The following is a 25,763-nucleotide window of genomic DNA, read 5'->3' on the forward strand; positions in this document are numbered from 1 at the left end:
TTGCCGCTCATCGCGCGGCGGGCGGTCGCGCGGAGGCCCGCGTAGGCGTGTAGAGGTGCTCTCCGACCCGCTTGACGAGGCGTGCCATCTCGTACGCCACCAGTCCGATGTCGGCGGTCACGGCGCTGAGCACGGCGATGCAGGACCCGTCGCCCGCGGCGGCGACGAACAGGAAGGCGTCGTCCATCTCCACCATGGTCTGGCGGACCCCGCCGGCGCCGAAGTGCCGGCCCGCGCCCTTGGCCAGACTGTGGAAGCCGGACGCGACGGCGGCGAGGTGCTCGGCGTCCTCGCGGCGCAGATCGGTGGACGCACCCACGGCGAGCCCGTCGTTGGACAGCACCACGGCGTGCCGCACCTCGCCCACGCGCAGCACCAAGTCGTCCAGCAGCCAGTCGAGTTCACCGGTCCTGCCCCACTCTCGGCTTCGCTCGGGCGGGGAGACCCCCACGGCGGCTCTCATGCTCGGATCCTGGGTCATGCGGGGTCTCCTTCACTGCTGCTGTCGCCGCGCGGTACGGAATCGGGTGCGCCGCCGCGACCGGGCTGTCTGCCGCCGCCGCGTGCCCAGCCGTCGCGGTAGGCCACCATGCGGTCCCTGACGAGTTCGGGGGTGCGCCGGTCGTCGTCGACGGCGGTCGCTGCGGGCTGCTCCCCGGAGCGCCCCTCGCGCAGTTGGGGTGCGAGGCTGGCCTGGCGTACGCGGCGCGGGAGGTCGCCGGAGGCTTCGGAGTCGTGGGGCGGCCGGTGCAGTCTCAAGGTGGTGACTCCGGGGGATGCGGTGTGATTCCCGGTCTCCGTCGAAACCGGCGTGACCTTCGCGGGTGGCTCCGACGTCGTGGACGCCGCAAGCGCCGGCCGGTCGGCGACCGCGTGGACGGGTTCCTGGTGGCGTTCGCGTGCGGGCACGCGCGCGTGCTCGGGTTCCATCGGCCGCTGCGCCTCCACCGCCGCGCTGGGGGAACGTTCCGCCGATGCGTGGTGCAGCAGCACGGTGGGCAGCAGGACCACGGCCGTCGTTCCGCCGTAGGGCGAGGTCCGCAGGTGCACCTTGATGCCGTGCCGGGCCGCGAGCCTGCTCACCACGAACAGGCCGAGACGGTCGCTGTCGAACAGGTCGAGGGCCTCGGACTGTTCGATGCGCCGGTTGGCCTGCGCCAGGGTCTCCTTGCCCATGCCGAGCCCGCGGTCCTCGACCTCGACGGCGTATCCGTTGCCCACGGGCTCACCGATGATGCGCACGCGCGTGTGGGGAGGCGAGAACTGGGCGGCGTTCTCGACGAGTTCGGCGAGCAGATGGGTGACGTCGGCGACGGCGGTGCCGACCACGGACGCCTCGGGGAGCTGACGTACCTCCACGCGCGCGTAGTCCTCGACCTCGGACACGGCCGCACGCACCACGTCCGTCAGCGAGACCGGCATCCGCCAGGCCCGCCCGGGTGCCGCCCCGGAGAGGATGATCAGGCTCTCGGCATGCCGCCGCATACGGGTGGTGAGGTGGTCCAGGCGGAACAGGTCGCTCAGTTCGTTCGGGTCGTCGGAGCGGCGTTCCATGCTGTCCAGCAGGCTGAGTTGACGGTGCACGAGCACCTGGCTGCGGCGGGCGAGGTTGACGAAGACGCCGGAGATGCCGCTGGCGAGCTCGGCGCGCTCCACGGCGGCTCTGAGGGCGGCTCGGTGGACGGTGGCGAGGGCCTCGCCGACCTGGCCGGCCTCGTCCTCGGCGGGCCGCCCGGGCGGTGCCTCGGCGCGGATGTCGATCTCCTCGCCGGCGCGCAGTTTGCGCATGGCGTCGGGGAGTTTGCGCCGGGCGATCTCCAGGGCACTGTTGCGCAGGCTCACCAGCTCGACGACGAGGCCGCGGCCGATGCGTACGGAGATCACGAGCGAGGCGGCGACGGCGGCCAGACCGAGCAGGACGGCGGCCCCGGCCGGGGTGAGCAGGCCGCGGGCGAACGGGTCGGCACGTTCGGCGACATCGCGTCCGGCGTCCTGCTCGATGGTGCGCATCGCGCCCTGCACGCGTGCGTGTGCCTTGTTCCAGGCGGCGTCCGTCGTCGCGTCGACCGCGCCCGTGCCCGGTCCCGCCGCGAGGACCCCGTCCTCGACGGCCACGAGAGCCGCGTAGTCCTCGCCGGCGGCCAGGCTCTGCCAGGCGGCGCTCTCGGGGCCACGCAGATCGGCGACGGCGGACTCGGTGAGGGTACGGCGGGTGTCGACGGCGCCGGTGAACAGCCTCAGCCGCTCTCCGTCGAGGCGTCCGGCGAGGCGGGCGCTGTCCAGCACCACGTCCTCGCGGGCCAAGGCTTCTCCCGCGCGGGCGAATTCGAGCAGCACGCGCGCGTCCGAGCCGAGCTCGGCGTCCTGGATTCCGCTGAGCGCGCCGTCCACCGAGAACGCGGCCGCGATGGTGCCGGTGTACCGCCCGTAGACCTCGTACCAGCCCGCGCGGCGGTCGAGTGCGGCGCTCCGGACGGCGTTCAGCTGCTCCGCGCCGCCGACGAAGACCTCGAGTCTCGCGGCCACTCCGGCGGGGAACTCCCCACTGTCGGCGACGGTGTCGCGGTCGCCGAGCCTGAGCCGAGTCACGGCCTTGTCCGTGTCCTGCGCGCGCTTCTTCAGCTCTTCGCCGCGTCCGGCGGACGGGTCGGTCGCGTAGCGCACGGCGGCCGCGCGTTCGGCCTGGAGGGCGGTCACGGCGGTGGTGACGGGCGCCCTGATCTCGGAGTCGACCAGCTGCAACTGGCGCAGCCTGGCCACGTCCTGCGCGGTGGTGACGGTGGCGTAGGCCCACAGGGCCAGCAACGAGACGACGGGCACCATCAGCAGGCAGATGATCTTGGCTCGGACGGTGCGCGGCCTTATTCGCCAGCCCTGGGGGCGCGGGGAGGCCTCGGACGGTTCGTCCTGCGGTCCGCCCGGGGCCTGTTCCGGCCCTTCGTCGGCCGGCGGACCTGCGTGGGCGCGGCGGCCGCGCACGGGCGGCGTGGACGGCGTCTCGGCGCCGGCTGCGGTGGTCCTACGGGGTGTGCGCATGGCCTCCTCGCTCTGGAGTGGATCGGGGGCGTGCTTCCCGGGCCCTCGCCGGTGTGGATCCGGCGTCAACCCACGACGCTCTCGGCCGGCCGCTCCGCCGCCGCGGACGCCTCGCGCTCCCCTGCCGCGGGTGAGAGCGCGACGAAGGCGGACGTCAGGAAGAGGTAGGACCCGAGGCCGACGGCGAGGGGGAAGATGAACTGCATCGCCGTGGCCCCGGGCAGGACCTCGTCGGACGGTGTGACGTCGACGCCGACCGCGAACATGCCGGTGTAGTGCATGCTGCTGACCGCGGCGCCCATGATCAACGAGGCGATGGTGACGGCGACGGGCGACTTGATGTTGAGCGCGGCCCACAGAGCCGCCGTCGCCGCCACCACGGCGATCAGCACGGAGAGCCCGACGAGCAGCGGGTCGTAACGGACTTCGCCGTGGAGTCGTACGGCCGCCATGCCCAGGTAGTGCATGCTCGCGACGCCGAGGCCGGTGGTGAGCCCGCCCAGGAAGAGCGCGCGGGTGCGGTCGCGGCTGTACCCGACGGCGAACACGCCGACGCAGACGACGAGCATGGCGACGAGCAGGCTCAGGACGGTGAGTGGCACGTCGTAGCGGATGTCGGTGCCGCTGACGCTGAAGCCCAGCATGGCCACGAAGTGCATGGTCCAGATGCCGGTGCCGATCGCCGACGCGGCGGTGACGAGCCAGTTGCGGCGCGAGCGGCCGGAGGCGCCCAGCGCGCGGACGGTGCAGCGCAGCCCGAGCGCGGCACCGGCGCAGGCCATCACGTACGACAGCGCGGGGGTCAGCCAGCCGAGGGCGGCATGGTCCAGGTGTCCCATGGCCCCGGGACGCTAGCCGGAGCAAGGGCGCACGAAGGGGGCGCATTTCGAAAGCTGTTGGAATATGACGTGGAGATGCAACGGAACGACCGCGTCACGCTCGAACGTGTGCACAGCAGCGTCATCCGTGCCGGTGAGGGATCATGCGGAGCATGAGCGACGACCACACACATGTGCAGGAGTTCTTCTCCGCCCGCGCCGCCGACTGGGACAGCCGGTTCCCCGACGACGGGCCCGCCTACGCGGCCGCGGTCGCCGAGCTGAGGCTGCGCGAGGGAGCCCGCGTGCTCGACGCGGGCTGCGGCACCGGGCGCGCCCTGCCGCCGCTGCGGGACGCCGTGGGGCCCTCGGGAGTGGTCCTTGGGGCCGATCTGACACCGGCCATGCTGGAAGCCGCCGTACGGGCCGGTCGCGGGGTGGACGGACAGTTGCTGCTCGCCGACGTATCCGCCCTGCCGGTCCGGTCGGAGTCACTCGACGCCGTGTTCGCGGCCGGCCTCATCGCGCATCTGCCGAGCCCTGCCGAGAACCTGCGCGAACTGGCCCGCGTCGTGCGTCCCGGCGGCACGCTCGCGCTCTTCCACCCGATCGGCAGGGCGGCGCTCGCGGCACGCCAGGGGCGGCAGATCACGCCCGAGGACCTGCGTGCCGAGCCCAACCTTCGCCCGCTGCTGGCCGGTTCCGGGTGGCGCATGACGTCGTACGTCGACGAGGACGACCGCTTCCTGGCGCTGGCCGTACGGGAACGGGCGGCGTGACGGCTCGGGACCGCTCGACGACGCCCGCGGCGGGAGGAGCAGCGGCGATCATGTCTGTCCCACGACAGCCGCCGCGAAGGCGTCGGGGTTGTCGAACATGACGTTGTGGCCGGCGCCGGGCACGGTCACCACGCGTACGCCTGCCGCCTCCAGGGCCTGCCTGCCGGTGAGTTCACCGCTCAGCTCGCCTTGTAGGTAGACGCGGTCGATCGGCAGCCCTTCGAGGATGTCGCGCATGATCGGCTCGGAGCCGCGTCTCAGGCCAACAGCACTGCGGTGCAGGGCGCGCGGGTCGGCGAGCCGCATCGTGGCCGCCCACAGGGGGCCGACCGCTTCCAGCACGCGCGCGTACGCCCCGGCGACGAAGTCGTCCTCGTCGTGGGCCGTGATCCAGGCGCTCCCCGCGGCAGGTGGGGGCGAGGCGTCGAGATTGGCCTCGGTGAGGACCAGCCGGGAGACGAGGTCGGGTCGGCGATGGGCGAGGACGATGGCCACGGAGCCGCCCATGCTGTGCGAGATCAGCTCGGCGCCCGCCACCCCCGCCGCGTCCAGAGCCGCCGCGAGGGCATCGGCGTGGTCCTCCAGCGTGTACCCGAAGGACTCCGGGCGGTCGCTGATGCCGTGCCCCGGCAGATCGACGAACAGACTGCGGCGGCCGGCCAGTTCGGGCCTCGCCGCGATGTGGGCGTGGTACACGGAGGAGACCGAACCCAGCCCGTGCACGTACACGCGCACGGGCCCCGCTCCCGGCGACCCGCTTCCTGCCACCGTCCCGGTCTCCGTCCCCCTCTCCGTCTCCGTCTCCGTCTCCGTCCACCGGATGCAGCTGCCCTCGCCGTCGAATGCGGCCTGCCTCATTGCGCCCCCTCGGAGTAGTGGTCGGGCACACGATCATATACATCGGGGTCGAGGTATCAAGCAGTCGATGTATGTGCGTAGTGATGTATGCGGTCTGAGATGTACAGCGGCTTCAAGGCACAATGTGGGCATGCTTGAGCTCGCCATCCTCGGCTTCCTGTGCGACACCCCGCTCCACGGCTACGAGCTGCGCAAGCGCATCGCGGCACTGACCGGGCACGTCAAACCGGTCGCGGAGAGCACGCTGTATCCCGCGATCAAGCGGCTGGAGAAGGCGGACCTGCTGGCCCGGGCCACGGAGCCCGGATCGGTGGCCGCCCCGCGTCATGTCCTGACGCTGACCGAGGACGGCCGCCGGGAACTGCGCCGACGACTCGCCGAGCCCGACCCCCGCGACATCAGCGACGAGAACCGGTGGTTCACCGTGCTCGCCTTCCTACGGCACCTGGACGACGCGGCCGCCCAGTCCGCCGTACTCCGGCGCCGGCTGGCCTTCCTGGAAGAGCCCGCGAGCTTCTTCTACGACGGCGACCGGCCACTGCCCGCCGAAGAACTGGACGACCCCTTCCGGCGCGGCATTCTGACCATCGCGCGGGCCACTTCCCAGGCCGAACTCACCTGGCTGCGCGAAACGATCGCCTCACTCGACGGCTGAGCACGCGGAGCATCCAGGGTGCTGCGGAAGCCGGTGCGGCCGAAGAAGCCGGCTGCCCCGAGACGGGCAGCGGGGGCGTACAGGGGCGCACGAGCACACAGAGACCGACCGGGCGACCGCCCGCGCGCGGCGTTCGAGCAGTGGCGAGCCCTTCACCGCGTCGCCCCTCTTCTGCCGCCGAGACTCCAACTCTACGTTGAATAGCATGAGATGAACGATCAGCCATGGCACCACAAACAGGATCAACCGTGGCACCACAAAGAGGGGGAAGGTGGTCGATATGTGGGGCAGGGTACAAAAGTCGTGGGTGAGATTCCTGCATGCCTTTCGCGCGGAGCCGGAGACGGACCGGGACAGGGACAGGCACACGCACAACCTGTTCGAGGCCGCCGCCGTCTACGTGTCGGCCTGTGCGGAGGACGACCAGGATCAGATCGACGAGGCAGCCGGCTGGGTGTCCCCGGAAGCACTGTCGTTCGGGGTGAACGAGCTGGCGTGCCGGGCCGTCATCGCGCTCGCCCGTGAGCGCGACGAGTCGCCGCAGACGGTGGCACGGTCCCTCCTCGGGCTCCCCGCGGCCTGACCGCGATGGCAAAATCGGGGTCGTTTCGCCCCGTCCGGCCGGAAAACTGCAGCTCCGGGTGCCTGGGAGTCGTGACAAGCGGCTTCCGGTCGCACTAGGGTGCGCGCCGATGGACGAACCGATGGGGAGGCTGGGATGGCCGGGACGGACGAGGAGGCCGTCGCCGCCGCGGACGATGCGCTCTACGTGCTCACGGCGGTGCTGCTGACGCCGGCGAAGTTCCCGAGCGTGCTGGGCGACGACTATCCGGAGGCCTGCGGGGCGCTCGGCCTCGCGCCGCTCGCCGACGGCTACGGCCTGGTCCTCGGCCAGGACGGTGACGGCGCCCGATGGACCGTCGTCATCGACGACGTCTCCCTGGTCGCCGTCGCCATCGCGTCGTGGGACTGCGGCATGGAGTACGACCTGTCGCCCGACGAACGTACGGTCGTCGCCGCTCTGCCCGGCTGGCCGCTGGCCGTCGCCGTCGCCGCGCCCAATGTGCCGGCACCGCACGATCCCGACCCGGAGATCGCGGACGGCCCGCCCCTGACACCGCCGGACACGAGTGTCTGGGGCCCGGCGCAGCGACGTCTGGGCGCCGACGAGATCGCCCTGCAATGGGCGATCTGGCGGGAGCAGATCGACGACACCGAGTTCGCCCAGCCGGGCGGCGCGGCGTCGGGTGACGCGGACGCGGCAGGCAGTACAGCCGAACCGGGCGGTGCGCCGGAGCCGGGCGGTACGTCCAGGGCAGGGGGCACCGAGGACGCCGCCGAGGCTGAGGACACACATGCCGACGCGGACTCCGGTCCGGGTGAAAGCGAGAGCTCGGGCGAGCACAGCGGGAGCGGACAGGCCGACAAGCAAAGCGGCCACAGCGGCATCCTGCGGGTCCTCGCGGAGGCACGCGCCTACGTCGAATCCCCGCCGCCCCTCGGCCGCGTCCGGTCGTCCTTCGCCCCCGGCGACGCACGGACCCTGCGCGCGGACGGCCCCGGCTGGTCGCTGGTCGCCAGGACCGACGACATCGCGTTCGTGCTCCTGGACGACGAGCCCGGCGAGGTCCTCCCCGTAGGCCGCGGACCGGAGCTGCCCGGCCTCCTGGAGGCACTCGACAAGATGGCCGTACGCCCGCTCTGAGCCCGGGCACGCGGCGACGCGCCGACGTCGCCGCGGCAGTCTCGGGCATCCCCACCGCCCCCTCCAGCACCCTGTCCCGGGACCCCATCTGAGGGCCGCGTTCCATGTGGGCCCAACCCATGGTTGGGCCGGAGCCGGACACGCACCATGAGGCAGCTTCGCGGTTCCGCTGTCCCTATGTCCCGTCTCCCCTCTGCCAGGAGGCCGTCATGCGCCTGTCCCGGGCCGTACCGTTCGTCGCCGCCACGTTGCTGGCCGCTGCCGTCTGTGCGCCGACTCCCGCAACCGCCACGCCAGTTGGAGAGCACTGCGCCCGCCAGGACCGGGTGAGCGTGCCGGGCGCAGCCCTCCAGCAGAGCGCCTGTCTCCCGGATCTCACGACGGCCGCACTGGCCGGCACCCCCTACACCGACATGGCCGACCAGGCCGGGCTGACGGCACGGGGCACCCGGAACCCGACAGGGGTTCCCGGGATCCAGATCGACGGCTACTTCCCCGACTCCTCCCGGTTCAACGCCACCCACGGCTGGCAGCACGACGCGCAGTTCGTGATCCGGCTGCCGGACCGCTGGAACGGCGGGCTGGTCGTCACCGGGGCCCCCGGCACCCGTAAGCAGTACGCCACCGACACGGCGATCTCCGACCAGGTACTCGCCCTCGGCTACGCCTACGCCGCGACGGACAAGGGCAACAGCGGCCCCGACTTCTACCGGGACGGCAAACGGCCCGGTGACGCGGTCGCCGAGTGGAACGCGAGAACCACCGAGCTCACCCGCGCCGCACGCAAGGCGGTGGCCCAGCGCTACGGGCACTCCCCCCGCCGCACCTACATGACCGGCATCTCCAACGGCGGGTACCTCACGCGCTGGCAACTCGAGAACCATCCCGAGCTGTACGACGGCGGGGTGGACTGGGAGGGCGCCCTGTGGACGGCGGACGGCCCCAGCCTGCTCACCTCCCTGCCCACGGCCGTGGCCCGCATGCTCGGCTCCGCTCAGGACGAGGATCTGTACGCGGCAGGCTTCGCGCGCGGCTCAGAGTTCCTGTGGCCGTACCACGAGCAGGCCTACTGGGGGGTCACGCAGAAGATCTACCGCGCCGAGTTCGACCCGGCGTACGACCCCGGCTGCCCCGGCCCGACCGCCGGTACCACCCCGGCCCAGATCCTGGCGCCGTGCCCGTCCGACGCCACGTACGACTACGCGTCGCGCCCCGCGTCCGTCCACCGTGCCGTGGCCCGGGTCGCCCTGACCGGCCGTATCGGCCGACCGCTGATCACGCTGCACGGCGACCTGGACGCGCTGCTGCCGAAGGCGGCCGACTCGGACGTGTACGCGCGCATGATCGACTCGAACGGACGGGGCCTGCTGCACCGCTACTACACGATCGCGGGCGGCACGCACGTCGACGGGCTGTACGACACCTATCCCGAGCGGCTCCGGCCGATCCTGCCCTGCTACCGGTCGGCGTTCGACACGCTGGTCTCGTGGGTGGAGCGAGGCACGCGACCGCCCGCGGACCGGACCATCGGCAGGCCCGCGAGCGGCGAGGTACTCAACTCGTGCGCACTGTCCTCCCCTGCCGCGCCGGCGGCAGGGTGATCGTCAGCGACCGAGCTCCTTGCGTGAGACACGGCGCAGCCTGCGCCGCTGTGACGGGTCGAGCGTGAGGTAGGCGGCGGCCGGTACTCCCAGGACTATCAGCAGCGCGGCCCACCACGGCAGCCAGATCAACAGGATGAGGCCGGCCGCCACACCTCCCGCGGCGATCTTCGCGTTCTTCGACATGTGCGTCGCCTCCTTCGCGGCCACTGCCGCTCTCTGTCCTGAAAACGGGTCCGCGCTCCCGGCAGTTCCGGACCGCGACCCTGAGACGACCCTGAGGTGCGGCCCCTACTGGTCGCGCAGGCCCCGGGACGGTCGGGACCCGGTCGGGACGCGGTCGGGACCCGGTCGGGACGCGGTCGACGGCCGCTGTCCGCACGGTCGGCGCCCGGGCCCGCGCTCGGCCGGCTCCCCGGACTCCCCACTGGAGGAATACCCAGCCCGGACAAGCATGACCCAGGTCACATGATCACCGCGTCAGGTGGGCTGCCGAGTGCTGTACCCTCGACCACTCCGATGAGAGTAGTCAAATTTGAGGAGTGCGGTAGAGCTGTGCCCAGGCTTCCCGATGCGACACCGTCCGAGCTCTCCGAACTGGCCGGTTGCAGCGCGGTCTTCGTACCCGGCGACCCGGCGCGCACCGGCCGGGTCGCGTTCTGGCGGGCTGACGGCGGCGCGGTGCCGCTCGTCGAATCCGGATCCGCCGAGGAACTGGAGGTCGTCCGGCCCCGCGAGGAAGGCGGGGAGGGCGTGGAGCGGGTGAGTGTGCCGGCCGTTCTGCTCCCCGTGCGTGCCGCTCTGCCCGTCCTCACGCGCGCGCGTACCGCCGCGCAGGCGCCCCGAGCCGGAGTCTTCTGGGGCACGGCCACCGTGCTGGCCCTGCAGTTCGTGGCACGTGGACTGCTGTTGCCGGGCCTCTCGCCGAACGACCACGACGCCTGGCGGGTCGGTCCCCTGCGTCCCGAGGACGTGGAACGCATCCGCGCTCTCGCCGCCTCGATGCCGCCCGAAGCGCACGCGGTGCCCCTGAAGGACGCGGAGCCCCTGCGGCTGCCGGATCCGGAGCGGCTGCTGCGGGCCTTCCTGGATGCGGTCGCCGACGCGCTCCCCCGCACCCGTGCGGCCGAACTCGTGACCGGCGGCCCCGCCTACGCGGCACAGGAGCCGCAGCACGCGCCCGCGCTCCGCACGTGGGCCGCCGACGTCGCAGCCGGCCACGACGCGGGCGTGCGGCTCTCCCTGCGCCTCGAGGTGCCGGGTCTCGCCGAGGCGACACAGGAGGACACCCCACTGTCGTTCCGGGCGGTGCTCCAGGTGCACAGCGTGAGCGATCCGACGCTGGTGGCGGATGCCGCCGACGTGTGGGCGGGATCCGACGCGTTCGGCCCACGCGCGCGGATGGACGTCCTGCTGGCACTGCGCCGCGCCGCACGCGCGTGGGCTTCGCTGACGCCCCTGCTCTCGGCGGCCGTGCCGGACTCCGTGGAGCTCGCCGACGACGAGGTGACCGACCTCCTCGGCGAGGGCGCCCGAGCTCTGGCCGGAGCGGGCGTGGACGTGCACTGGCCGAAGCATCTGGCACGCGATCTCACCGCCCACGCGGTGATCGGTCCGCCGGAGGACGCGTCAGCGGCGGTCCGGCTCTCCTCGGACTCGCCGTCCTTTCTGTCCGCCGACTCGCTGCTGGCCTTCAACTGGTCGTTCGCGCTGGGCGACCAGCGGCTCACGCGGGAGGAGCTGGACCGGCTGGCGGAGGCGAACCGTCCCGTGGTGCGCCTGCGCGATCAGTGGGTCGTCGTCGATCCGCAGGAGGTGCGCCGCGCCCGTGCGCAGCAAGACCGCAAGGTGACACCCATCGACGCGCTCGGCGCCGCTCTGACGGGTTCCACCGAGGTGGACGGCCGACAGGTCGAGGTGCGTCCCACGGGCTGGCTGTCGGCGCTGCGTGAACGCCTGGCGGACCCCGAGGGACAGGAGCCGGTGGACCAGCCGGCCGCGCTCGCGGCGACGTTGCGCGACTACCAGCGACGGGGCCTGAGTTGGCTGGCCCGGATGACGTCCCTCGGCCTCGGCTGCTGCCTGGCCGACGACATGGGCCTCGGCAAGACGATCACGCTGATCGCCTTGCACCTCCACCGGCAGTCCGACACATCGTCCGCGGGCCCGACCCTGGTGGTGTGCCCCACCTCCCTGATGGGCAACTGGCAGCGTGAGATCGAGAAGTTCGCGCCCGGCACGCGCGTGCGCCGCTTCCACGGGGCACGGCGCGACCTGGAATCGGTGGCGGACGGGGAGTTCGTACTCACGACGTACGGCACGATGCGCCTGGACGCGAGCCGCCTGGCGGAGGTGCCGTGGGGCATGGTCGTGGCGGACGAGGCCCAGCATGTGAAGAACCCCTACTCGTCGACCGCGCGGCAGTTGCGTTCGATCGGCGCACGCGCACGCGTGGCGCTCACCGGCACCCCGGTGGAGAACAACCTGTCCGAACTGTGGGCGATCCTCGACTGGACGACCCCGGGGCTGCTGGGCCGTCTCGGCACCTTCCGCTCGCGCTACGCCCGAGCCGTCGAGGGCGCACAGGACCCGGCCGCCGCGGAACGCCTCGTCCGCCTGGTGCGCCCGTTCCTGCTGCAACGGCGTAAGTCGGACCCGGGCATCGCGCCGGAGCTGCCGCCCAAGACCGAGACCGACCGCGCCGTGTCGCTCACCACGGAACAGGCGGGCCTGTACGAGGCGGTGGTCCGCGAGACGCTCGCCGAGATCTCCGAAGCGGACAGCATGGCCCGGCGCGGCATGATCGTGAAGCTGCTGACGGGCCTGAAGCAGATCTGCAACCACCCGGCGCAGTACCTCAAGGAGGAGCGGCCGCGAATCGCCGACCGCTCGGGGAAGCTGGAACTGCTGGACGAGCTGCTCGACACCATCCTCGCGGAGGGGGCGGGCGTGCTGGTCTTCACGCAGTACGTGCAGATGGGACGCCTCATCGAACAGCACTTGAAGGCTCGCGGTGTCCCTTCGCAGTTCCTGCACGGTGGCACGCCCGTGGCGGAACGCGAGGCCCTGGTGCGGCGGTTCCAGGACGGTGAGGTGCCGGTGTTCCTGCTGTCGTTGAAGGCGGCGGGCACCGGCCTGAACCTCACCCGCGCTGAGCACGTCGTGCACTACGACCGCTGGTGGAACCCCGCCGTGGAGGCGCAGGCCACCGACCGCGCGTACCGCATCGGCCAGACCCGTCCCGTGCAGGTGCACCGGCTGATCGCCGAGGGCACGATCGAGGACCGCATCGCCGACATGCTCAGCCGCAAGCGGGAACTCGCCGACGCGGTGCTCGGCGCGGGCGAGGCGGCACTGACGGAGCTGACCGACGCGGAGTTGGCCGATCTGGTGGAGCTGCGAGGGGGCACGCGATGACCGGGTACGACGGTGACTTGGAGCGGACGTTCGCCGCGTTGCCGCCCGCGCACGGGCGGGGATTCGCGCAGACCTGGTGGGGCCTGGCCTGGCTCAGGGCGCTGGAGGAGACGGCGCTCGACTCGGGGCAGCTCAAAGCCGGCCGCAGACTCGCGCGCGCCGGGGCCGTCGGCGCGGTGTCGGTTCGCCCTGGACGCATCACGGCCGTGGTGCAGGGCCGTGACCGTACGGCGCACCGGGCCGACGTGCTGCTGGAGGAGCTGACGCCGCAGCAGTGGGACGGCTTCCTGAGCATGGCCGTGGAGCGGGCCGGGCATGTGGCCGCGTTGCTGGACCGTGAGATGCCGCCGCACCTGGTGGAGGACGCGGCGGCCACCGGCATCGAACTGCTGCCCGGCATGGGCGATCTGGAGCCGGAGTGCGGCTGTGATGCCTGGGACCACTGCTTGCACACAGCCGCCCTGTGCTACCAGGTGGCTCGGCTGCTGGACCAGGACCCCTTCGTCCTGCTGCTGTTGCGCGGCCGGGGCGAACGCGACCTTCTGAGCGACCTCCAGGCACGCAGCACCGCGACCGCCACCAGCCGGCCCGGGTCGTCCGATCGATCCACGCTTTCCGAGCCGGAGGGTGTGGACGCCGCGGAGGCCTGCGCGACGGGCGACATCCTGCCTTCGTTGCCCGCACTCCCCGAGCTACCCGCCGAGCCCGGAACGCCGCCGGCCCTGGACACCGAGGCACCCGCCGGGCCCGGCGTCGACCCCGACGCCCTGGAGTACCTGGCTGCCCGAACCGCCGAGGAAGCACACCGTCTGCTCGCTCAGGCCCTGCGAACGGATGGGGAACAGCGTCTCGCCGAAGCGGAGTTGCGGCTCGACCAGGACGTCGTCCGCCTCGCTGCCGGATCCCCCACGGCGAGCGTGGCCGATCGGCTGGCCGACGGTTCGGGACGCAGCCGGGAAGGGCTGGCGACGGCCGTGCGAGCCTGGCGGCTCGGAGGTGTCGCGGCGCTGTCCGCGCTCGACGAGGAGTGGATCGTGGAGGGCGAGACGCTCGCACGCGCGCGTGCCGCTCTGGAGTCGGCCTGGGACGAGGAGGAACGGCCCTCTCTGCGGGCGAAGGGCAACCGGTGGACGGTCGTGGGTGCTCCCTGGCAGCTGCGCCTCGGCCGGGACGGGCGCTGGTGGCCGTATCGCAAGGAACGGGGCCGCTGGGCGCCCGCGGGAGGCCCGGCGAAGGATCCGGCCACGGCGCTGGCCTCCGTGCGTCTCGCGGACGAGGAGCAGGCGTAGAGCACGCCAGGGGCTTGGACGGGTGCGGCTGACCGACACCGCGTGGGTCCGCGTCCCTCTCCTGCAGCCCGTCGGCTGCGTCGCGTCGCGAACTGGACTGCAGGAGGCGCAAGTTCATCCCGCCGACTCCGACATCGGCTCGACGAGCGCCCGTCGTTCCGCGTTCACCTTTCGGTCGTACGGCGTTCCGCGCGGGCTCCAAATCTGGCCGCTGTCAGCGAACTTGGTCCTCAGGAGGCCCGAATGTCCCCGCACGCCACAGTCCGGCGCAACGCTCACCGTTTCGTCGCCGGGGGCGTCCCCCTCGCCGTGATCGCGGCGCTCGTGGCCGCCGGGCCCGCCTCCGGCAGCGGGGACAGGCACGGCGAGGCGCACGTCGTGCGTTCGGCCACGCTCGGCGACATCCCGCTCGGCACGTTCAGCAACGCACTGCTGCCCGGCAGCGTCGACAACGACCGGGGCGTGGACCTGGGCGGCATCGGCAGCGACATCTACCCGGCGGGCCGCAAGGGCGAGTTCTGGACGGTCACCGACCGCGGCCCGAACGGCCAGATCAAGGTGGACGGCACGAAGCGCCGCACCTTCCCGGTGCCGGGCTTCGACCCGGCGATCGTGAAGATCCGGGTCACGGGCGACACCGTGAAGGTGCTCGACGCGATCCCGATCACGACGGCTTCCGGGAAGCCGGTCACCGGCCTGTCGAACCAGGAGGGGCGCGACGAGGCGCCGTACACCTATGACGCGCGGAACCCTCTGACGCACAACCCGAACGGGCTGGACACCGAGGGCGTAGTCCGGGCCGCCGACGGGAGTTTCTGGCTCGTCGACGAGTACGGGCCGTCCCTCGTGCACGTGTCCGCGCGCGGGAAGGTCCTCACGCGCTACGTGCCCGAGGGGCTCGGCCTCACCGGCGCGGGCTACCGCGTCGTGGAGGCGCTGCCCTCCGTGCTGCTGCACCGGAAGATCAACCGCGGCTTCGAGGGGCTCGCCCAACTGCCGGGCGGCGACCTGGTGATGGCCGTGCAGAGCCCGCTCTCGCTGCCGGACACGGATGCCGGTGAGGCGTCCCGCACGACGCGGCTGCTGCGCTTCTCGCCGAAGAAGAAGGCGGTCACCGCGGAGTACGTGTACCGCTTCGACCCGGTGAACGTGGTGGACCCGAGCGAGGACGACACCTCCGAGCTGAAGATCTCGTCGGTCGTGGCCGTGGGCGGGAACCGGCTGCTGGTCGAGGAGCGCACCGACAAGGCCGCCCGGCTCCAGCTGGTGCGTCTGGACCGTGCGGCGAACATCCTCGGCAGCGGCTGGGACGACGACACGACGTCCCCCTCCCTGGAGCAGCTCGACGACCCGGCGGCCGCGGGCGTGCCGGTCCTGTCGAAGCGGCTGGTCGTCGACCTGGGCAAGGTCTCCGGGGTGCCCGGGAAGATCGAGGGCATCGCGCGCGTGGACCGCGACACGCTCGCCCTGATCAACGACAACGACTTCGGGATGACGGACGGCACGGGCGCGTTCGACGCCCAGGGGCGGCTCGTCGACAGCAACATCGAGACGTCCGTGATCTACGTGCGTCTGCCGCACGGCATCTGACCGGGCGCCGGAATCTGACAGCTCATTGAGGCGCCGCTGATCCGGCGGCCGGCTCAGGTCTCCTGGTTAGGGGCGGCCCGGGGAGCGGCACGCGCGTGTGCCGCTCCCCTTTCCATGTCCAGGGCAGATCGCCTCTGTTTCTGTGCTGGGGCAGGTCGTCTACCCATGTCCTAGGGCAGGTCGTCCGCCAGCGACGGGAGCAGCGACTCCAGACCGCTCGGAAGGTCGCTCGGGAAATCGCTCGGCAGGTCGGTGGGGAAGCCCGACGGCAGAGACGTCGGCAGTTCGCTCGGCAGCTTGCTGGGCAGCTCGGTAGGGATGCTGAAGGACGGCTTGGGCGAGCCGCTCGTGCTGCTCTCGGCGGGCGGATTGCCGTCCGGCGAGTCGTCGTCTCCGGTGGCTACCAGGACCACGGCCACGATGATGCCGACAGCCACGATCGCGGCGAGCAGGATGACGAGTGGGGTGCGCCGGCGCCCCGGTCCGCCGCCCGCGGGCGGCTGTTCGGGAGGCGGCCAGCCCCCGTACGAGGGCGGACCGCCGTCTCCTGGAGGGTGGCCGTAGCCGCCGGGAGGCGGTGGTCCGAAGCCGCCGCCATAAGGCGGCGTGTCACCCGGCGGTCCTGGCGGCTGTGGGGGTACGGGCGGCATGGCCATACCGACCAGGGTCCCGTCGCGCGGGTCAGGACGCGAGCCCCACGCGGGAGTTAATGCCGGCTCATGCGACGGACCGCATGATTCCGGCACACTCGGCACCGACACCGGTCATCGTGCCCTCCCGTGTGTGACCGGGTCTGTCGACCCGGGGTCACACACGGGCGGGCACTCGCGTCATCTCGGACACGGACGGGCTCGCATACGCGGACTCAGCCGCGGGCGCCCAGCAGATGGTCCATCGCCAGCTGGTCGAGGCGCTCGAAGGCCATCCCCCGCGCGGCGGCCGCCTCGACGTCGAACTCCTCGAAGGCCGTACGGTCCGCGAGCAGCGACTTGAGGCCGTCGGCCGCGGTCGGCTGCACCAGTTCGCTCAGCCGGGAGGCGAGCAGCGCCTCCTGGACCTCCGGGTCCGCGCGGAAGGCGGCCGCACGCTCCTTCAGGATGAGGTAGTTGCGCATGCAGCCCGCGGCGGAGGCCCACACGCCGTCGAGGTCCTCGGTCCGCGGCGGCTTGAAGTCGAAGTGGCGCGGTCCGGCGTATCCGGCGCTCTCCAGCAGGTCGACCAGCCAGAACGCGGAACGCAGGTCGCCGGCGCCGAAGCGCAGGTCCTGGTCGTACTTGATGCCGGACTGGCCGTTGAGGTCGATGTGGAAGAGCTTGCCCGCCCACAGCGCCTGCGCGATGCCGTGCGGGAAGTTCAGCCCGGCCATCTGCTCGTGGCCGACCTCGGGGTTCACGCCGTACATCTCGGGGCGCTCGAGGCGCTCGATGAACGCCAGGGCGTGGCCGACCGTGGGCAGCAGGATGTCGCCGCGCGGCTCGTTCGGCTTGGGCTCGATGGCGAAGCGCAGGTCGTAGCCCTGGGAGACGACGTACTCGCCGAGGAGGTCGAACGCCTCCTTCATGCGGTCGAGAGCCGAGCGGACGTCCTTGGCGGCGCCGGACTCCGCGCCCTCGCGGCCGCCCCAGGCGACATACGTCCGGGCACCCAGCTCCGCCGCCAGGTCGATGTTGCGGATGGTCTTGCGCAGGGCGTAGCGGCGCACGTCGCGGTCGTTGGCGGTGAACGCGCCGTCCTTGAAGACGGGGTGCGTGAAGAGGTTGGTGGTGGCCATCGGCACGGTCATGCCGGTCGCGTCGAGCGCCTCTCGGAAGCGCTTGATGTGCGCCTCGCGCTCGGTGTCGGAGGACCCGAAGGGAATCAGGTCGTCGTCGTGGAACGTGACGCCGTGGGCGCCGAGCTCCGCCAGGCGCTGCACCGTCTCGACCGGGTCGAGGGCACGGCGGGTGGCGTCGCCGAAGGGGTCCCGTCCCTGCCAGCCGACGGTCCACAGGCCGAAGGTGAACCTGTCCTCGGGGGTGGGCTGGTAGCTCATGCCGCGGCTCCTTGCTGCATCCGACTATTTCGTCATGGCCGTTTACAAATTAGTATGCGGTCGCATCTCTGGGAAGAGACAAGATGTCTTTGTCACTCGATGTCTTCGACACTCACGCCCTGTCGCATGATCGCTACGGCCCGCAGAGCCGCGGAAAAAGGGAGAGCCCGATGTCAGCAGCCGAGGGTCCGCTCGTCGTCGGCGTGGACACGTCCACACAGTCCACGAAGGCGCTGGTCGTCGACGCCTCGACCGGGCAGGTCGTCGCGAGCGGCCAGGCAGCGCACACCGTGTCCTCCGGCGCCGGCCGCGAGAGCGACCCGCGCCAGTGGTGGGAGGCGCTCTGCGAGGCGCTGCACCAGTGCGGCGACGCCGCGCGCGAGGCGGCCGCCGTATCGATCGGCGGTCAGCAGCACGGCCTGGTCACACTGGACGACCGCGGCGAGCCGGTACGCCCGGCGCTGCTCTGGAACGACGTGCGCTCGGCGCCGCAGGCCCGACGGCTCACGGAGGAACTGGGCGGCGCGAAGTTCTGGGCCGAGCGGACGGGCTCGGTCCCGGCCGCCTCCTTCACGGTCACGAAGTGGGCCTGGCTGGCCGAACACGAGCCGGACGCGGTCCGCGCCACCAGGGCCGTACGTCTCCCCCACGACTACCTCACGGAACGCCTCACGGGGCAGGGCACCACCGACCGCGGCGACGCCTCGGGGACGGGCTGGTGGGCGTCGGGGACCGAGTCGTACGACGCGGAGATCCTCGCGCACGTGGGACTCGACCCGGCGATGCTGCCCCGCGTGGTGCGGCCCGGCGAGGTCGCGGGCACCGTGCGCGACAGCCACGACCTGCCGTTCTCCAAGGGCACCCTCGTCGCGCCGGGCACCGGGGACAACGCCGCCGCCGCGCTCGGCCTCGGCCTGCGTCCCGGCACGCCCGTGCTGAGCCTCGGCACGTCGGGCACGGTGTACGCCGTGTCCAAGCGGCGCCCCGCGGACCCGACCGGCACCGTGGCGGGCTTCGCCGACGCACACGGCGACTGGCTGCCGCTGGCCTGCACCCTGAACTGCACGCTCGCCGTCGACCGGCTCGCGACCCTGCTGGGCCTCGACCGCGAGGCCGTGGAACCCACGACCGGCCTCACGCTCCTGCCCTACCTGGACGGCGAGCGCACCCCGAACCTGCCGAACGCCTCCGGCATCCTGCACGGCCTGCGCCACGACACCACCGCGGGCCAGCTCCTCCAGGCCGCCTACGACGGTGCCGTGCACGCCCTCCTCGGCGCGCTCGACCTGGTCCTGGACGAGGACGCGGACCGCTCGGCCCCGCTGCTGCTCATCGGCGGCGGCGCCCGTGGCACGGCCTGGCAGCAGACGGTACGGCGGCTGTCGGGACGCCCGGTTCAGGTCCCCGAGGCCAAGGAACTGGTCGCGCTCGGTGCCGCCGCCCAGGCGGCCGGCCTGCTGACCGGCGAGGATCCGGCCTCGGTGGCCCGCCGCTGGAACACCGCCCGCGGGCCGGTGCTCGACGCCGTGGAACGCGACGAGGCGACGCTGGCCAGGATCAGCGGGGTACTCTCCGACGCGGCGCCGCTGCTGGAGCGCGGCACCGAGGCTCACTGAGGACTGACGGAGGCATGACCACACCGCTGCACGAGGCCCATCCGACCGGCGCCGGCCGCGCGCTGCCCAACACGCAACAGGGCATGCGCCGCCGAAATCTCGCCCGGGTGATGCACACCGTCAGCGCCGAGGGTCCGCTCTCCCGTGCCGCCGTCGCGTCCCGTATCGGGCTGACGCGTGCGGCGGTGTCCACCCTCGTCGACGAGCTGATCCGCTCGGGGCTGCTGGAGGAACTCGGTCCCGAGCGGCCCGGCCGGGTGGGCCGTCCCGGGTCGGCGCTCGCCGTCAGCGGACACGGTCCCGCCGGGATCGGCGCGGAGATCGGCGTCGACCACCTCGCCGTGTGCGCGGTCGATCTGCGCGGCGAGGTGCGGTCCAGGGCCGTACGGCACGGCGCGAACCGGGGCAGGGCACCGGAACCCGTGATCGAGGAACTCGCCGCTCTCGTGCGCGAGGTGGTAGCCGAGGCCGAGCGTGAGGGGCTGTGGCCCGCCGGGCTGGCGGTCGCCGTGCCTGGTCTGGTGGCGCGCGACGCCCGCACGGTCGTCCGCGCCCCGAACCTCGACTGGCGCGACACGAACCTGGCCGGGCTGCTCCCGGCGGACTTCCCCCTGACCGTGGGCAACGAGGCCGACTTCGGCGCGCTCGCCGAACTCTGGCTCGGCGACGGCACCCCGCGTGACTTCCTGCACGTGTCGGCGGAGATCGGTATCGGTGCGGCGGTCGTGGTGGACGGAGGACTGCTGCGTGGAACGCGTGGCTTCGCCGGCGAGTTGGGCCATGTGCCCGTCGAGCCGTACGGCCCCGAGTGCCCGTGCGGCGGACGCGGATGTCTGGAGCAGTACGCCGGTGAGGAGGCGGTGCTGCGCGCGGCCGGACTCGAGCCCGGTGAGGATCGCGTCGGGCTGCTGGCCAGGCGTGCCGCCGAGGGTGACGAGGACGTCCGGCGTGCGTTGCGGGACGCGGGAACGGCGCTCGGTATCGCGCTGACCGGCGCGGTCAATCTCCTGGACCCCGAGAGCGTGGTGCTCGGGGGTGCGCTGGCCGGGCTCGCGCCCTGGTTGCTGCCTTCGCTGGAGGCCGAGTTGGACCGGCGCACCGCTGGGCCGGCGTGTCCGGTGTCTGTGTCCGGGCTGGGTCCCGAGGGTCCGTTGCTGGGAGCCGCGCACTCCGTGGTGCGAGGGGTGCTGGACGATCCGGTGGCGGTGGCGGAACGGGCCTGATCCCGGGCGTGCCGGGTGGGCGGCCAGCCGGACACGCGGCACGCCCGGCGCCCGTCTCCAGAGCCGAACAGGGACACGCTGCTGCGCCCGGCACCCGTCTCCGTCTCCGTCTCCAGAGTCGAACACGCCTGCTTCCAGGGCGAGTTCACCCTTGTGAGTGAGCAAGTTATCCACAATCCCACGGCTGTCCACGGAAACCCGGCGCCCTCTTCTGCCCGACTCACCAGCGCCGTACCGTGATTCACGCGAGGCGCAGCCGTCGTGTCACGACGACGCGGGGCGGCGCATCCGCGTGAATGAGGGGATTCACATGTCGGGGGAAAAGACGGAACTCGCAGCCACCGGGTTACGGCGCGACGCCATCGGATTGCGCGAGGTCCTGTTCCAGAGCATCACGGCGATGGCGCCGGCCGCGGCAGTCGCGGCGTCCATTCCGTCTGGCGCGGCGTTCGCGGGCGGGAGCCTGCCGCTGTCGGTCCTGATCGCGCTGGTGGCGTGCCTGTTCACGGCGTCGTGCGTGGCCGAGCTGGCGCGCGAGTTGCCGGCGGCGGGCTCGGTGGCCACGTATGTGGCGCAAGGTCTGCATCCCGCGCTCGGCTTCCTCGTGGGCTGGGGCTATGTGTTCGTCGAGGCGCTGGTCCCGGCTCTGCTCCTGCTGCAACTGGGCTTCACGCCGGCCGGCACGCTGCACCAGGAGTGGTCCTCGTATCCGGCGGACCTGTGGTGGCCGTGGGCGCTCGCGGGAGCCGCGGTCATAGCGGTCTCGGGGTATTTGGGCGTGCGTACCTCGGCCCGGTTCGGCACCGTCCTCGGCATCTTCGAGGTGCTGGTGCTGCTGGTGTTCGCCATCTGGCTGATCGGTGAGGCGGGCGGGGACAACACGCTGTCGGTGTTCGGGACCTCGCACACCGCCGAGGGCTACGCCGGCGTCACCGGGGTCTTCGCCGGGTCCGTGTACACGGTGCTCGCCTTCGCCGGATTCGAGGCCGCGGCACCACTGGCCGAGGAGACGCGGGACCCACGCCGCACGATGCATCGCGCGGTACTCGGCTCGGCCCTCGCCATCGGGCTGTTCTACGTCCTCACGACCTACGCCATCAGCGTGTACTACGGACCGGACCGGTTCCACGAGTTCGGTGCGTCCGGCGCCGCGTCCTGGGAGGGGGTGGCCCGGGCGTCGTTCGGACTGTTCTGGGTGCTGGTGTTCCTGGCCGTGGTGAACTCGGCCATCGCCAACGCCAACGCGTGCGCCACCGTCTCCACCCGGACGGCGTTCGCCCTGGCCCGCATCCGCGTGCTGCCCCGCTTCCTGGCGATACTGCACCCCAGGTACCGCTCGCCCGTGGCCGGTATCGCCGTCCAGACCGCCGTCGCGGTCGGGGCAGTGCTGGGGCTGGGGTTCGCCTACGACCCCGTGACGGCGTTCCTGCTGCTGGCGACCGTGATCGTCACGGTCGTGATCGCCGTGTACATCGTGGTCAACCTCGCCTGTGCCGGCTATTTCCTGCGCCGCAGGCGCGAGGCACTCAAGCCGGTGCGGCATCTGCTGCTGCCGCTCCTCGGCATCGTCGCGTTCGTGCCGGCGCTGCTGACCGCGGCCGGCCTGCCCGTCTTCGACTTCGTCTCCGAGCTGAGCGCGCCCGTGTCGTACGCGGGACCGGTGGTCGGGGTGTGGATGGTGACCGGCGTAGTGGTGCTGGTCGTGCTGATGTGGCGCCACCCCGGGCGCATAGCGGAGACCGCCCGTGTCCATCTCGACGACTCCTCCCCCGCCGGCCTTCCCCAGAACGGAGCTGTGCAGCGATGAAGGACCCGCGGATCCTGACCGTGCGACCCGAGCCCGGCGAGTACGCCTGGACGTTCGGCGGCGCACCGCCCGTGGCTCGCATCGCGCCCGGTACGGTGCTCGACCTGTACACGGAGGACTGCTTCGCCGGGCGGGTGCGCTCGGACAAGGACCTGGTGTCCGAGGTGTGCGAATTCCCCTACCTCAACCCGCAGACGGGGCCCTTCCACATCGAGGGCGCGGAGCCGGGTGACACGGTCGCGGTGCATTTCGTGTCGATCGAACCGGCGCGGGACTGGGCCGCGTCGACCACTGTGCCCCTGTTCGGCGCGCTCACCTCGACGCACACCACGGCCACGCTCCAGCCGCCCCTGCCGGAGACGGTCTGGATCTGGCAGCTGGACCGGACCCGGCGTACGGCGCTGTTCCGGGCGCACGACAGCGACTTCGAGGCCGAGCTGCCCATGGACCCGATGCACGGGACCGTCGGGGTGGCGCCCGCCAATCTGGAGGTGCGTTCGGCGCTCGTGCCCGACGCGCACGGCGGCAACATGGACACACCGGAGATGCGGGCGGGCGTCACCTGCTATCTCGGGGTGAACGTCGAGGGCGCGCTGCTCAGCCTCGGCGACGGACACGCCCGCCAGGGCGAGGGCGAGACGTGCGGGGTCGCGGTCGAGTGCGCGATGAACACCGTGGTGATCGTCGAGCTGCTCAAGGGCCTCGCCACACCGTGGCCGCGGATCGAGTCGGACACACACATCATCTCGACGGGCTCAGCGCGGCCGCTGGAGGACGCGTTTCGGATATCCCAACTCGACCTGGTGCAGTGGCTGGTGCGCGACTACGGCTTCAGTGAGCTGGACGCGTACCAGTTCGCGACCCAGGCCGTCGAGTCACCGCTGGCCAACGTCTGCGACACGAACTACACGTGCGTGGCCAAGATCCGCAAGGAGTGGCTGCCCGGGCACGAGACGCACCGGGGTGTGCACGCACAACTGCGGGAGACGGCGGCGACCCTGCGCTGACCTCCCCGCCGACCTCAGCTCTGAAAGGCAACCCCTTCCTTGGAACTCGCACGACCACGCCCCAGCAGACGCCGGATCCTCCAGGGCACCGCCCTCGCCGCCGTCCCGTACGCCCTGCTCCCCGGCCCGCGATCCGGTACCCGGGTTCCTGCACCCGACCATCAGGGCGCCGAGTGGCAGCCGGCGAACACCGCCAACTACACGGTGGCGAACCGCCCCACGACCCATTCCGTCGAGCAAGTGATCATCCACGTGACGCAGACCGCCTTCACCAAGACCCTGTCCGTCTTCCAGAACCCGGCCAAGCAGGTGTCCGCCCACTACGTGGTCCGGTCCGCCGACGGCTACATCGCGCAGTGCGTCCGTGAGGCCGACATCGCCTGGCACGCGGGCGACTGGGAGCACAACGCGCGCAGTATCGGCATCGAGCACGAGGGCTGGGTGGACCGGCCCGACTACTTCACCGACGCCCTGTACGAGGAGTCCGCCGCGCTCACGGCGGCGATCTGTGCCAGGTACGGGATTCCCACGGATCGCCGGCACATCACCGGGCACTACGAGGTGCCGGGCACGGACCATACCGATCCCGGGCCGCACTGGGACTGGGCGCGCTACATAGGCATGGTCAACGCGGCCTGAGTGCGCATCCGCCCCCGCCTCCGCCTCCGCCTCGGCGAGGGCCTACCCCGACGCGCCTCAGGGGCGCCTCCGAGTTGAGATGCCCGTCCGGGACGTCTCCGCTACGTCTCCCTTGACCCACGCAGGAGGGGACCCATGCACGGGCCCGCCCATAGGGCCCGCGTGACCGAACCTCGTCATGTGGGCGAGGGCGAGCGGGAAGGGCGGGCTCATCGTTCGGGTGACACCGGTCGAAAAGGTTGTCCGTTCGCGTACTCGGAGTGACGATGTCCCCAGCGCATTGCTTTCCGGGGAGGGCGAGTTGACCGATCCGTGGGTGGCTCTCGAACCAGGGGCCGACCCCGCCGAACGCGTACGGGTGTTGCGCCGTGCGCATGAGACGTTCACCGAGGTGGGCACGGTGCCGAAGCCGGTGCGTGCCGTGGTGGCCGACTCGTGGCGGCGCTCTGCGCGGGCGGGTGTCGGTCCGGACGGGACGGCCTCGGTGGAACTCGCGGACGGCGATCTCGGGGCGTATCGCGCGGAGCATCCGTTGGCGCGGGTGATGCCGCTGTTCCGCGAGCTGATGGGAACGTTCGCCGCCGACGGGGAGCATCTGCTCGCGGTGTGCGACGAACACGGCAGACTGTTGTGGGTCGAGGGCCATCCGACGACCCGGCGCAAGGCGGGGCGGATGAACTTCGTGCCGGGTGCCAGGTGGGCGGAGAGCGCGGTCGGTACGAACGCGCCGGGTACGGCGGTCGCCGTGGACAGGCCGGTGCAGGTGTTCGCGGCCGAGCACTTCATCCGCAGGGTGCAGCCCTGGACCTGTGCGGCGGCGCCGGTGCACGATCCGCGGACCGGGCGGGTGCTCGGGGCGGTGGACATCACCGGCGGTGACGGGCTCGCGCATCCGCACAGCCTGGGGTTCGTGCAGGCGGTGGCGCGGGCGGCGGAGTCCCATCTGGCGCTGCTGGCACCGCAGTCGCCCGCCGCGGACACGCCCGAGCTGTCCGCACTGGGCCGTGACGAGGCGACGCTGCTCATCGGTGGCCGCAGGGTCAGGCTCAGCCGCCGGCACAGCGAGATCCTCGTACTGCTGGCCCGGCACCCGGAGGGGCTGACCGGCGACGAGTTGCTGTGCGCCTTGTACGAGGACGAGTCGGTGCCACCCGTGACGCTGCGGGCGGAACTGGCGCGCCTGCGCCGGATGCTCGGCCCCGGCCTGCTCGTGTCGAGGCCGTACCGGCTGACGGTGCCGGTGGAGTCGGATGTGTCGGTCGTGGAGCGCCGGCTGGAGACGGGTTCGATCACGGCGGCGGCCGCCGCGTACGCGGGCCCGCTGCTGCCCGGCTCCCAGGCGCCGGCGGTGGTGCGGCTCAGGCGGCTGCTCGCGGACGGGCTGCGTGCGGCGCTGATCTCCCGCCGGGATCCCGACCTGCTGGCGGACTGGGCGCACGCGCCGTGGGGCGAGGACGACCTCGACGTATGGCGGGCGCTCGTCATGGTGCGTCCGACGTCGGCGGTACGGTCGCGCCTGGCCGCCCTGGAGTCCGAGCTCACGGCACCGCCCGCCTGGGAGCGCCGCGCGGCACGCTGACCGGAGCCCTTCCAGCTGTTGGAACCCGCGCTCCGCGCAACGTACTTGCAACCTCGCCGTCCCTAGCCTCGCGCGGAGAGCTGCCCAACGGCGGGCAGCGCTTCTTCGGGAG

21 protein-coding genes are annotated in these 25,763 nt (G+C 72.1%); 14 read left to right on the plus strand and 7 right to left on the minus strand.

All coding sequences use genetic code 11. From position 1 onward, the window contains the following. Positions 1-7 precede the first annotated feature (7 nt). The 3 genes from ACGFW6_RS23230 to ACGFW6_RS23240 all read right to left on the minus strand — a co-directional run bounded on the left by ACGFW6_RS23230 (position 8) and on the right by ACGFW6_RS23240 (position 3,875). On the minus strand, positions 8-481 hold the full coding sequence (locus ACGFW6_RS23230) for a roadblock/LC7 domain-containing protein (RefSeq protein ID WP_393512936.1): 474 nt from the start codon (positions 479-481) through the stop codon (positions 8-10). Beyond that, entirely contained in the window at positions 478-3,036 is a 2,559-nt protein-coding gene (locus tag ACGFW6_RS23235; RefSeq protein ID WP_393512939.1) for a nitrate- and nitrite sensing domain-containing protein, read from the minus strand. The genes ACGFW6_RS23230 and ACGFW6_RS23235 overlap by 4 nt, the downstream gene beginning before the upstream one ends. A gap of 65 nt (positions 3,037-3,101) precedes the next feature. Then, positions 3,102-3,875, minus strand: a complete 774-nt coding sequence (locus ACGFW6_RS23240; protein ID WP_393512942.1) for an MHYT domain-containing protein — start codon at positions 3,873-3,875, stop codon at positions 3,102-3,104. Between the two features lie 143 nt (positions 3,876-4,018). Between ACGFW6_RS23240 and ACGFW6_RS23245 the strand changes: the two genes are divergently transcribed. After that, positions 4,019-4,633, plus strand: coding sequence for a class I SAM-dependent methyltransferase (locus ACGFW6_RS23245; RefSeq protein ID WP_393512945.1), 615 nt, complete (start codon positions 4,019-4,021; stop codon positions 4,631-4,633). Positions 4,634-4,681: 48 nt separating this feature from the next. Here the strand turns inward: ACGFW6_RS23245 and ACGFW6_RS23250 are convergent, their stop codons facing one another. Next, positions 4,682-5,491: an alpha/beta fold hydrolase gene (locus tag ACGFW6_RS23250; RefSeq protein ID WP_393512948.1), complete on the minus strand. Its 810-nt coding sequence runs from the start codon at positions 5,489-5,491 to the stop codon at positions 4,682-4,684. Positions 5,492-5,621: 130 nt separating this feature from the next. Here ACGFW6_RS23250 and ACGFW6_RS23255 point away from each other — a divergent pair, with 130 nt between their 5' ends. The 4 genes from ACGFW6_RS23255 (at position 5,622) to ACGFW6_RS23270 (ending at position 9,452) form a co-directional block, all read left to right on the plus strand. Then, positions 5,622-6,146: a PadR family transcriptional regulator gene (locus tag ACGFW6_RS23255; RefSeq protein WP_393512951.1), complete on the plus strand. Its 525-nt coding sequence runs from the start codon at positions 5,622-5,624 to the stop codon at positions 6,144-6,146. Between the two features lie 280 nt (positions 6,147-6,426). Beyond that, positions 6,427-6,729, plus strand: a complete 303-nt coding sequence (locus tag ACGFW6_RS23260; protein WP_393512953.1) for a hypothetical protein — start codon at positions 6,427-6,429, stop codon at positions 6,727-6,729. A 135-nt stretch (positions 6,730-6,864) separates the two neighbouring features. Beyond that, positions 6,865-7,851 (plus strand): hypothetical protein, encoded by a 987-nt coding sequence (locus ACGFW6_RS23265; RefSeq protein WP_393512956.1) that lies wholly within the window; start codon positions 6,865-6,867, stop codon positions 7,849-7,851. A 209-nt stretch (positions 7,852-8,060) separates the two neighbouring features. Continuing rightward, positions 8,061-9,452: a tannase/feruloyl esterase family alpha/beta hydrolase gene (locus ACGFW6_RS23270; protein ID WP_393512959.1), complete on the plus strand. Its 1,392-nt coding sequence runs from the start codon at positions 8,061-8,063 to the stop codon at positions 9,450-9,452. A 3-nt stretch (positions 9,453-9,455) separates the two neighbouring features. Here the strand turns inward: ACGFW6_RS23270 and ACGFW6_RS23275 are convergent, their stop codons facing one another. Continuing rightward, entirely contained in the window at positions 9,456-9,638 is a 183-nt protein-coding gene (locus ACGFW6_RS23275; RefSeq protein ID WP_030047209.1) for a hypothetical protein, read from the minus strand. Positions 9,639-9,971: 333 nt separating this feature from the next. On the opposite strand from ACGFW6_RS23275, the gene ACGFW6_RS23280 reads away from it, so the two are divergent. The 3 genes from ACGFW6_RS23280 to ACGFW6_RS23290 all read left to right on the plus strand — a co-directional run bounded on the left by ACGFW6_RS23280 (position 9,972) and on the right by ACGFW6_RS23290 (position 15,748). Continuing rightward, a complete protein-coding gene (locus ACGFW6_RS23280) occupies positions 9,972-12,869 on the plus strand; it encodes a DEAD/DEAH box helicase (RefSeq protein WP_393512963.1) in 2,898 nt (965 codons plus the stop codon). Then, positions 12,866-14,158 carry an SWF or SNF family helicase gene (locus ACGFW6_RS23285; protein ID WP_393512966.1) on the plus strand — a complete coding sequence of 431 codons (1,293 nt, stop codon included), beginning with the start codon at positions 12,866-12,868 and terminating at the stop codon, positions 14,156-14,158. Before ACGFW6_RS23280 ends, ACGFW6_RS23285 begins: the two co-directional genes overlap by 4 nt. A 243-nt stretch (positions 14,159-14,401) precedes the next feature. Then, the gene (locus ACGFW6_RS23290; RefSeq protein ID WP_393512969.1) at positions 14,402-15,748 is read left to right on the plus strand and encodes an esterase-like activity of phytase family protein; all 1,347 of its coding nucleotides are present in this window, start codon (positions 14,402-14,404) and stop codon (positions 15,746-15,748) included. Between the two features lie 170 nt (positions 15,749-15,918). On the opposite strand, the gene ACGFW6_RS23295 is transcribed toward ACGFW6_RS23290, so the two are convergent. Continuing rightward, a complete protein-coding gene (locus ACGFW6_RS23295) occupies positions 15,919-16,404 on the minus strand; it encodes a hypothetical protein (protein ID WP_393512972.1) in 486 nt (161 codons plus the stop codon). Between the two features lie 209 nt (positions 16,405-16,613). Then, positions 16,614-17,780 (minus strand): xylose isomerase, encoded by a 1,167-nt coding sequence (gene xylA / locus ACGFW6_RS23300; protein ID WP_393512975.1) that lies wholly within the window; start codon positions 17,778-17,780, stop codon positions 16,614-16,616. Positions 17,781-17,950: 170 nt separating this feature from the next. On the opposite strand from xylA, the gene xylB reads away from it, so the two are divergent. The 6 genes from xylB to ACGFW6_RS23330 all read left to right on the plus strand — a co-directional run bounded on the left by xylB (position 17,951) and on the right by ACGFW6_RS23330 (position 25,651). Further along, complete coding sequence (gene xylB / locus ACGFW6_RS23305; protein WP_393512978.1) at positions 17,951-19,396, plus strand: xylulokinase; 1,446 nt, start codon at positions 17,951-17,953, stop codon at positions 19,394-19,396. Positions 19,397-19,410: 14 nt separating this feature from the next. Further along, positions 19,411-20,619 carry an ROK family protein gene (locus ACGFW6_RS23310; RefSeq protein ID WP_393512981.1) on the plus strand — a complete coding sequence of 403 codons (1,209 nt, stop codon included), beginning with the start codon at positions 19,411-19,413 and terminating at the stop codon, positions 20,617-20,619. A 310-nt stretch (positions 20,620-20,929) separates the two neighbouring features. After that, positions 20,930-22,426: an APC family permease gene (locus ACGFW6_RS23315; protein ID WP_393512984.1), complete on the plus strand. Its 1,497-nt coding sequence runs from the start codon at positions 20,930-20,932 to the stop codon at positions 22,424-22,426. Then, positions 22,423-23,433: an acetamidase/formamidase family protein gene (locus tag ACGFW6_RS23320; protein WP_393512987.1), complete on the plus strand. Its 1,011-nt coding sequence runs from the start codon at positions 22,423-22,425 to the stop codon at positions 23,431-23,433. The genes ACGFW6_RS23315 and ACGFW6_RS23320 overlap by 4 nt, the downstream gene beginning before the upstream one ends. A gap of 39 nt (positions 23,434-23,472) precedes the next feature. Next, on the plus strand, positions 23,473-24,072 hold the full coding sequence (locus ACGFW6_RS23325; protein ID WP_393512990.1) for an N-acetylmuramoyl-L-alanine amidase: 600 nt from the start codon (positions 23,473-23,475) through the stop codon (positions 24,070-24,072). 301 nt (positions 24,073-24,373) lie between these two features. Beyond that, positions 24,374-25,651 (plus strand): GAF domain-containing protein, encoded by a 1,278-nt coding sequence (locus ACGFW6_RS23330; RefSeq protein ID WP_393512993.1) that lies wholly within the window; start codon positions 24,374-24,376, stop codon positions 25,649-25,651. Positions 25,652-25,763: the final 112 nt, after the last annotated feature.

Origin of the sequence: Streptomyces sp. Y7, assembly GCF_043195415.1 — a bacterium.
GTDB lineage: Bacteria > Actinomycetota > Actinomycetes > Streptomycetales > Streptomycetaceae > Streptomyces.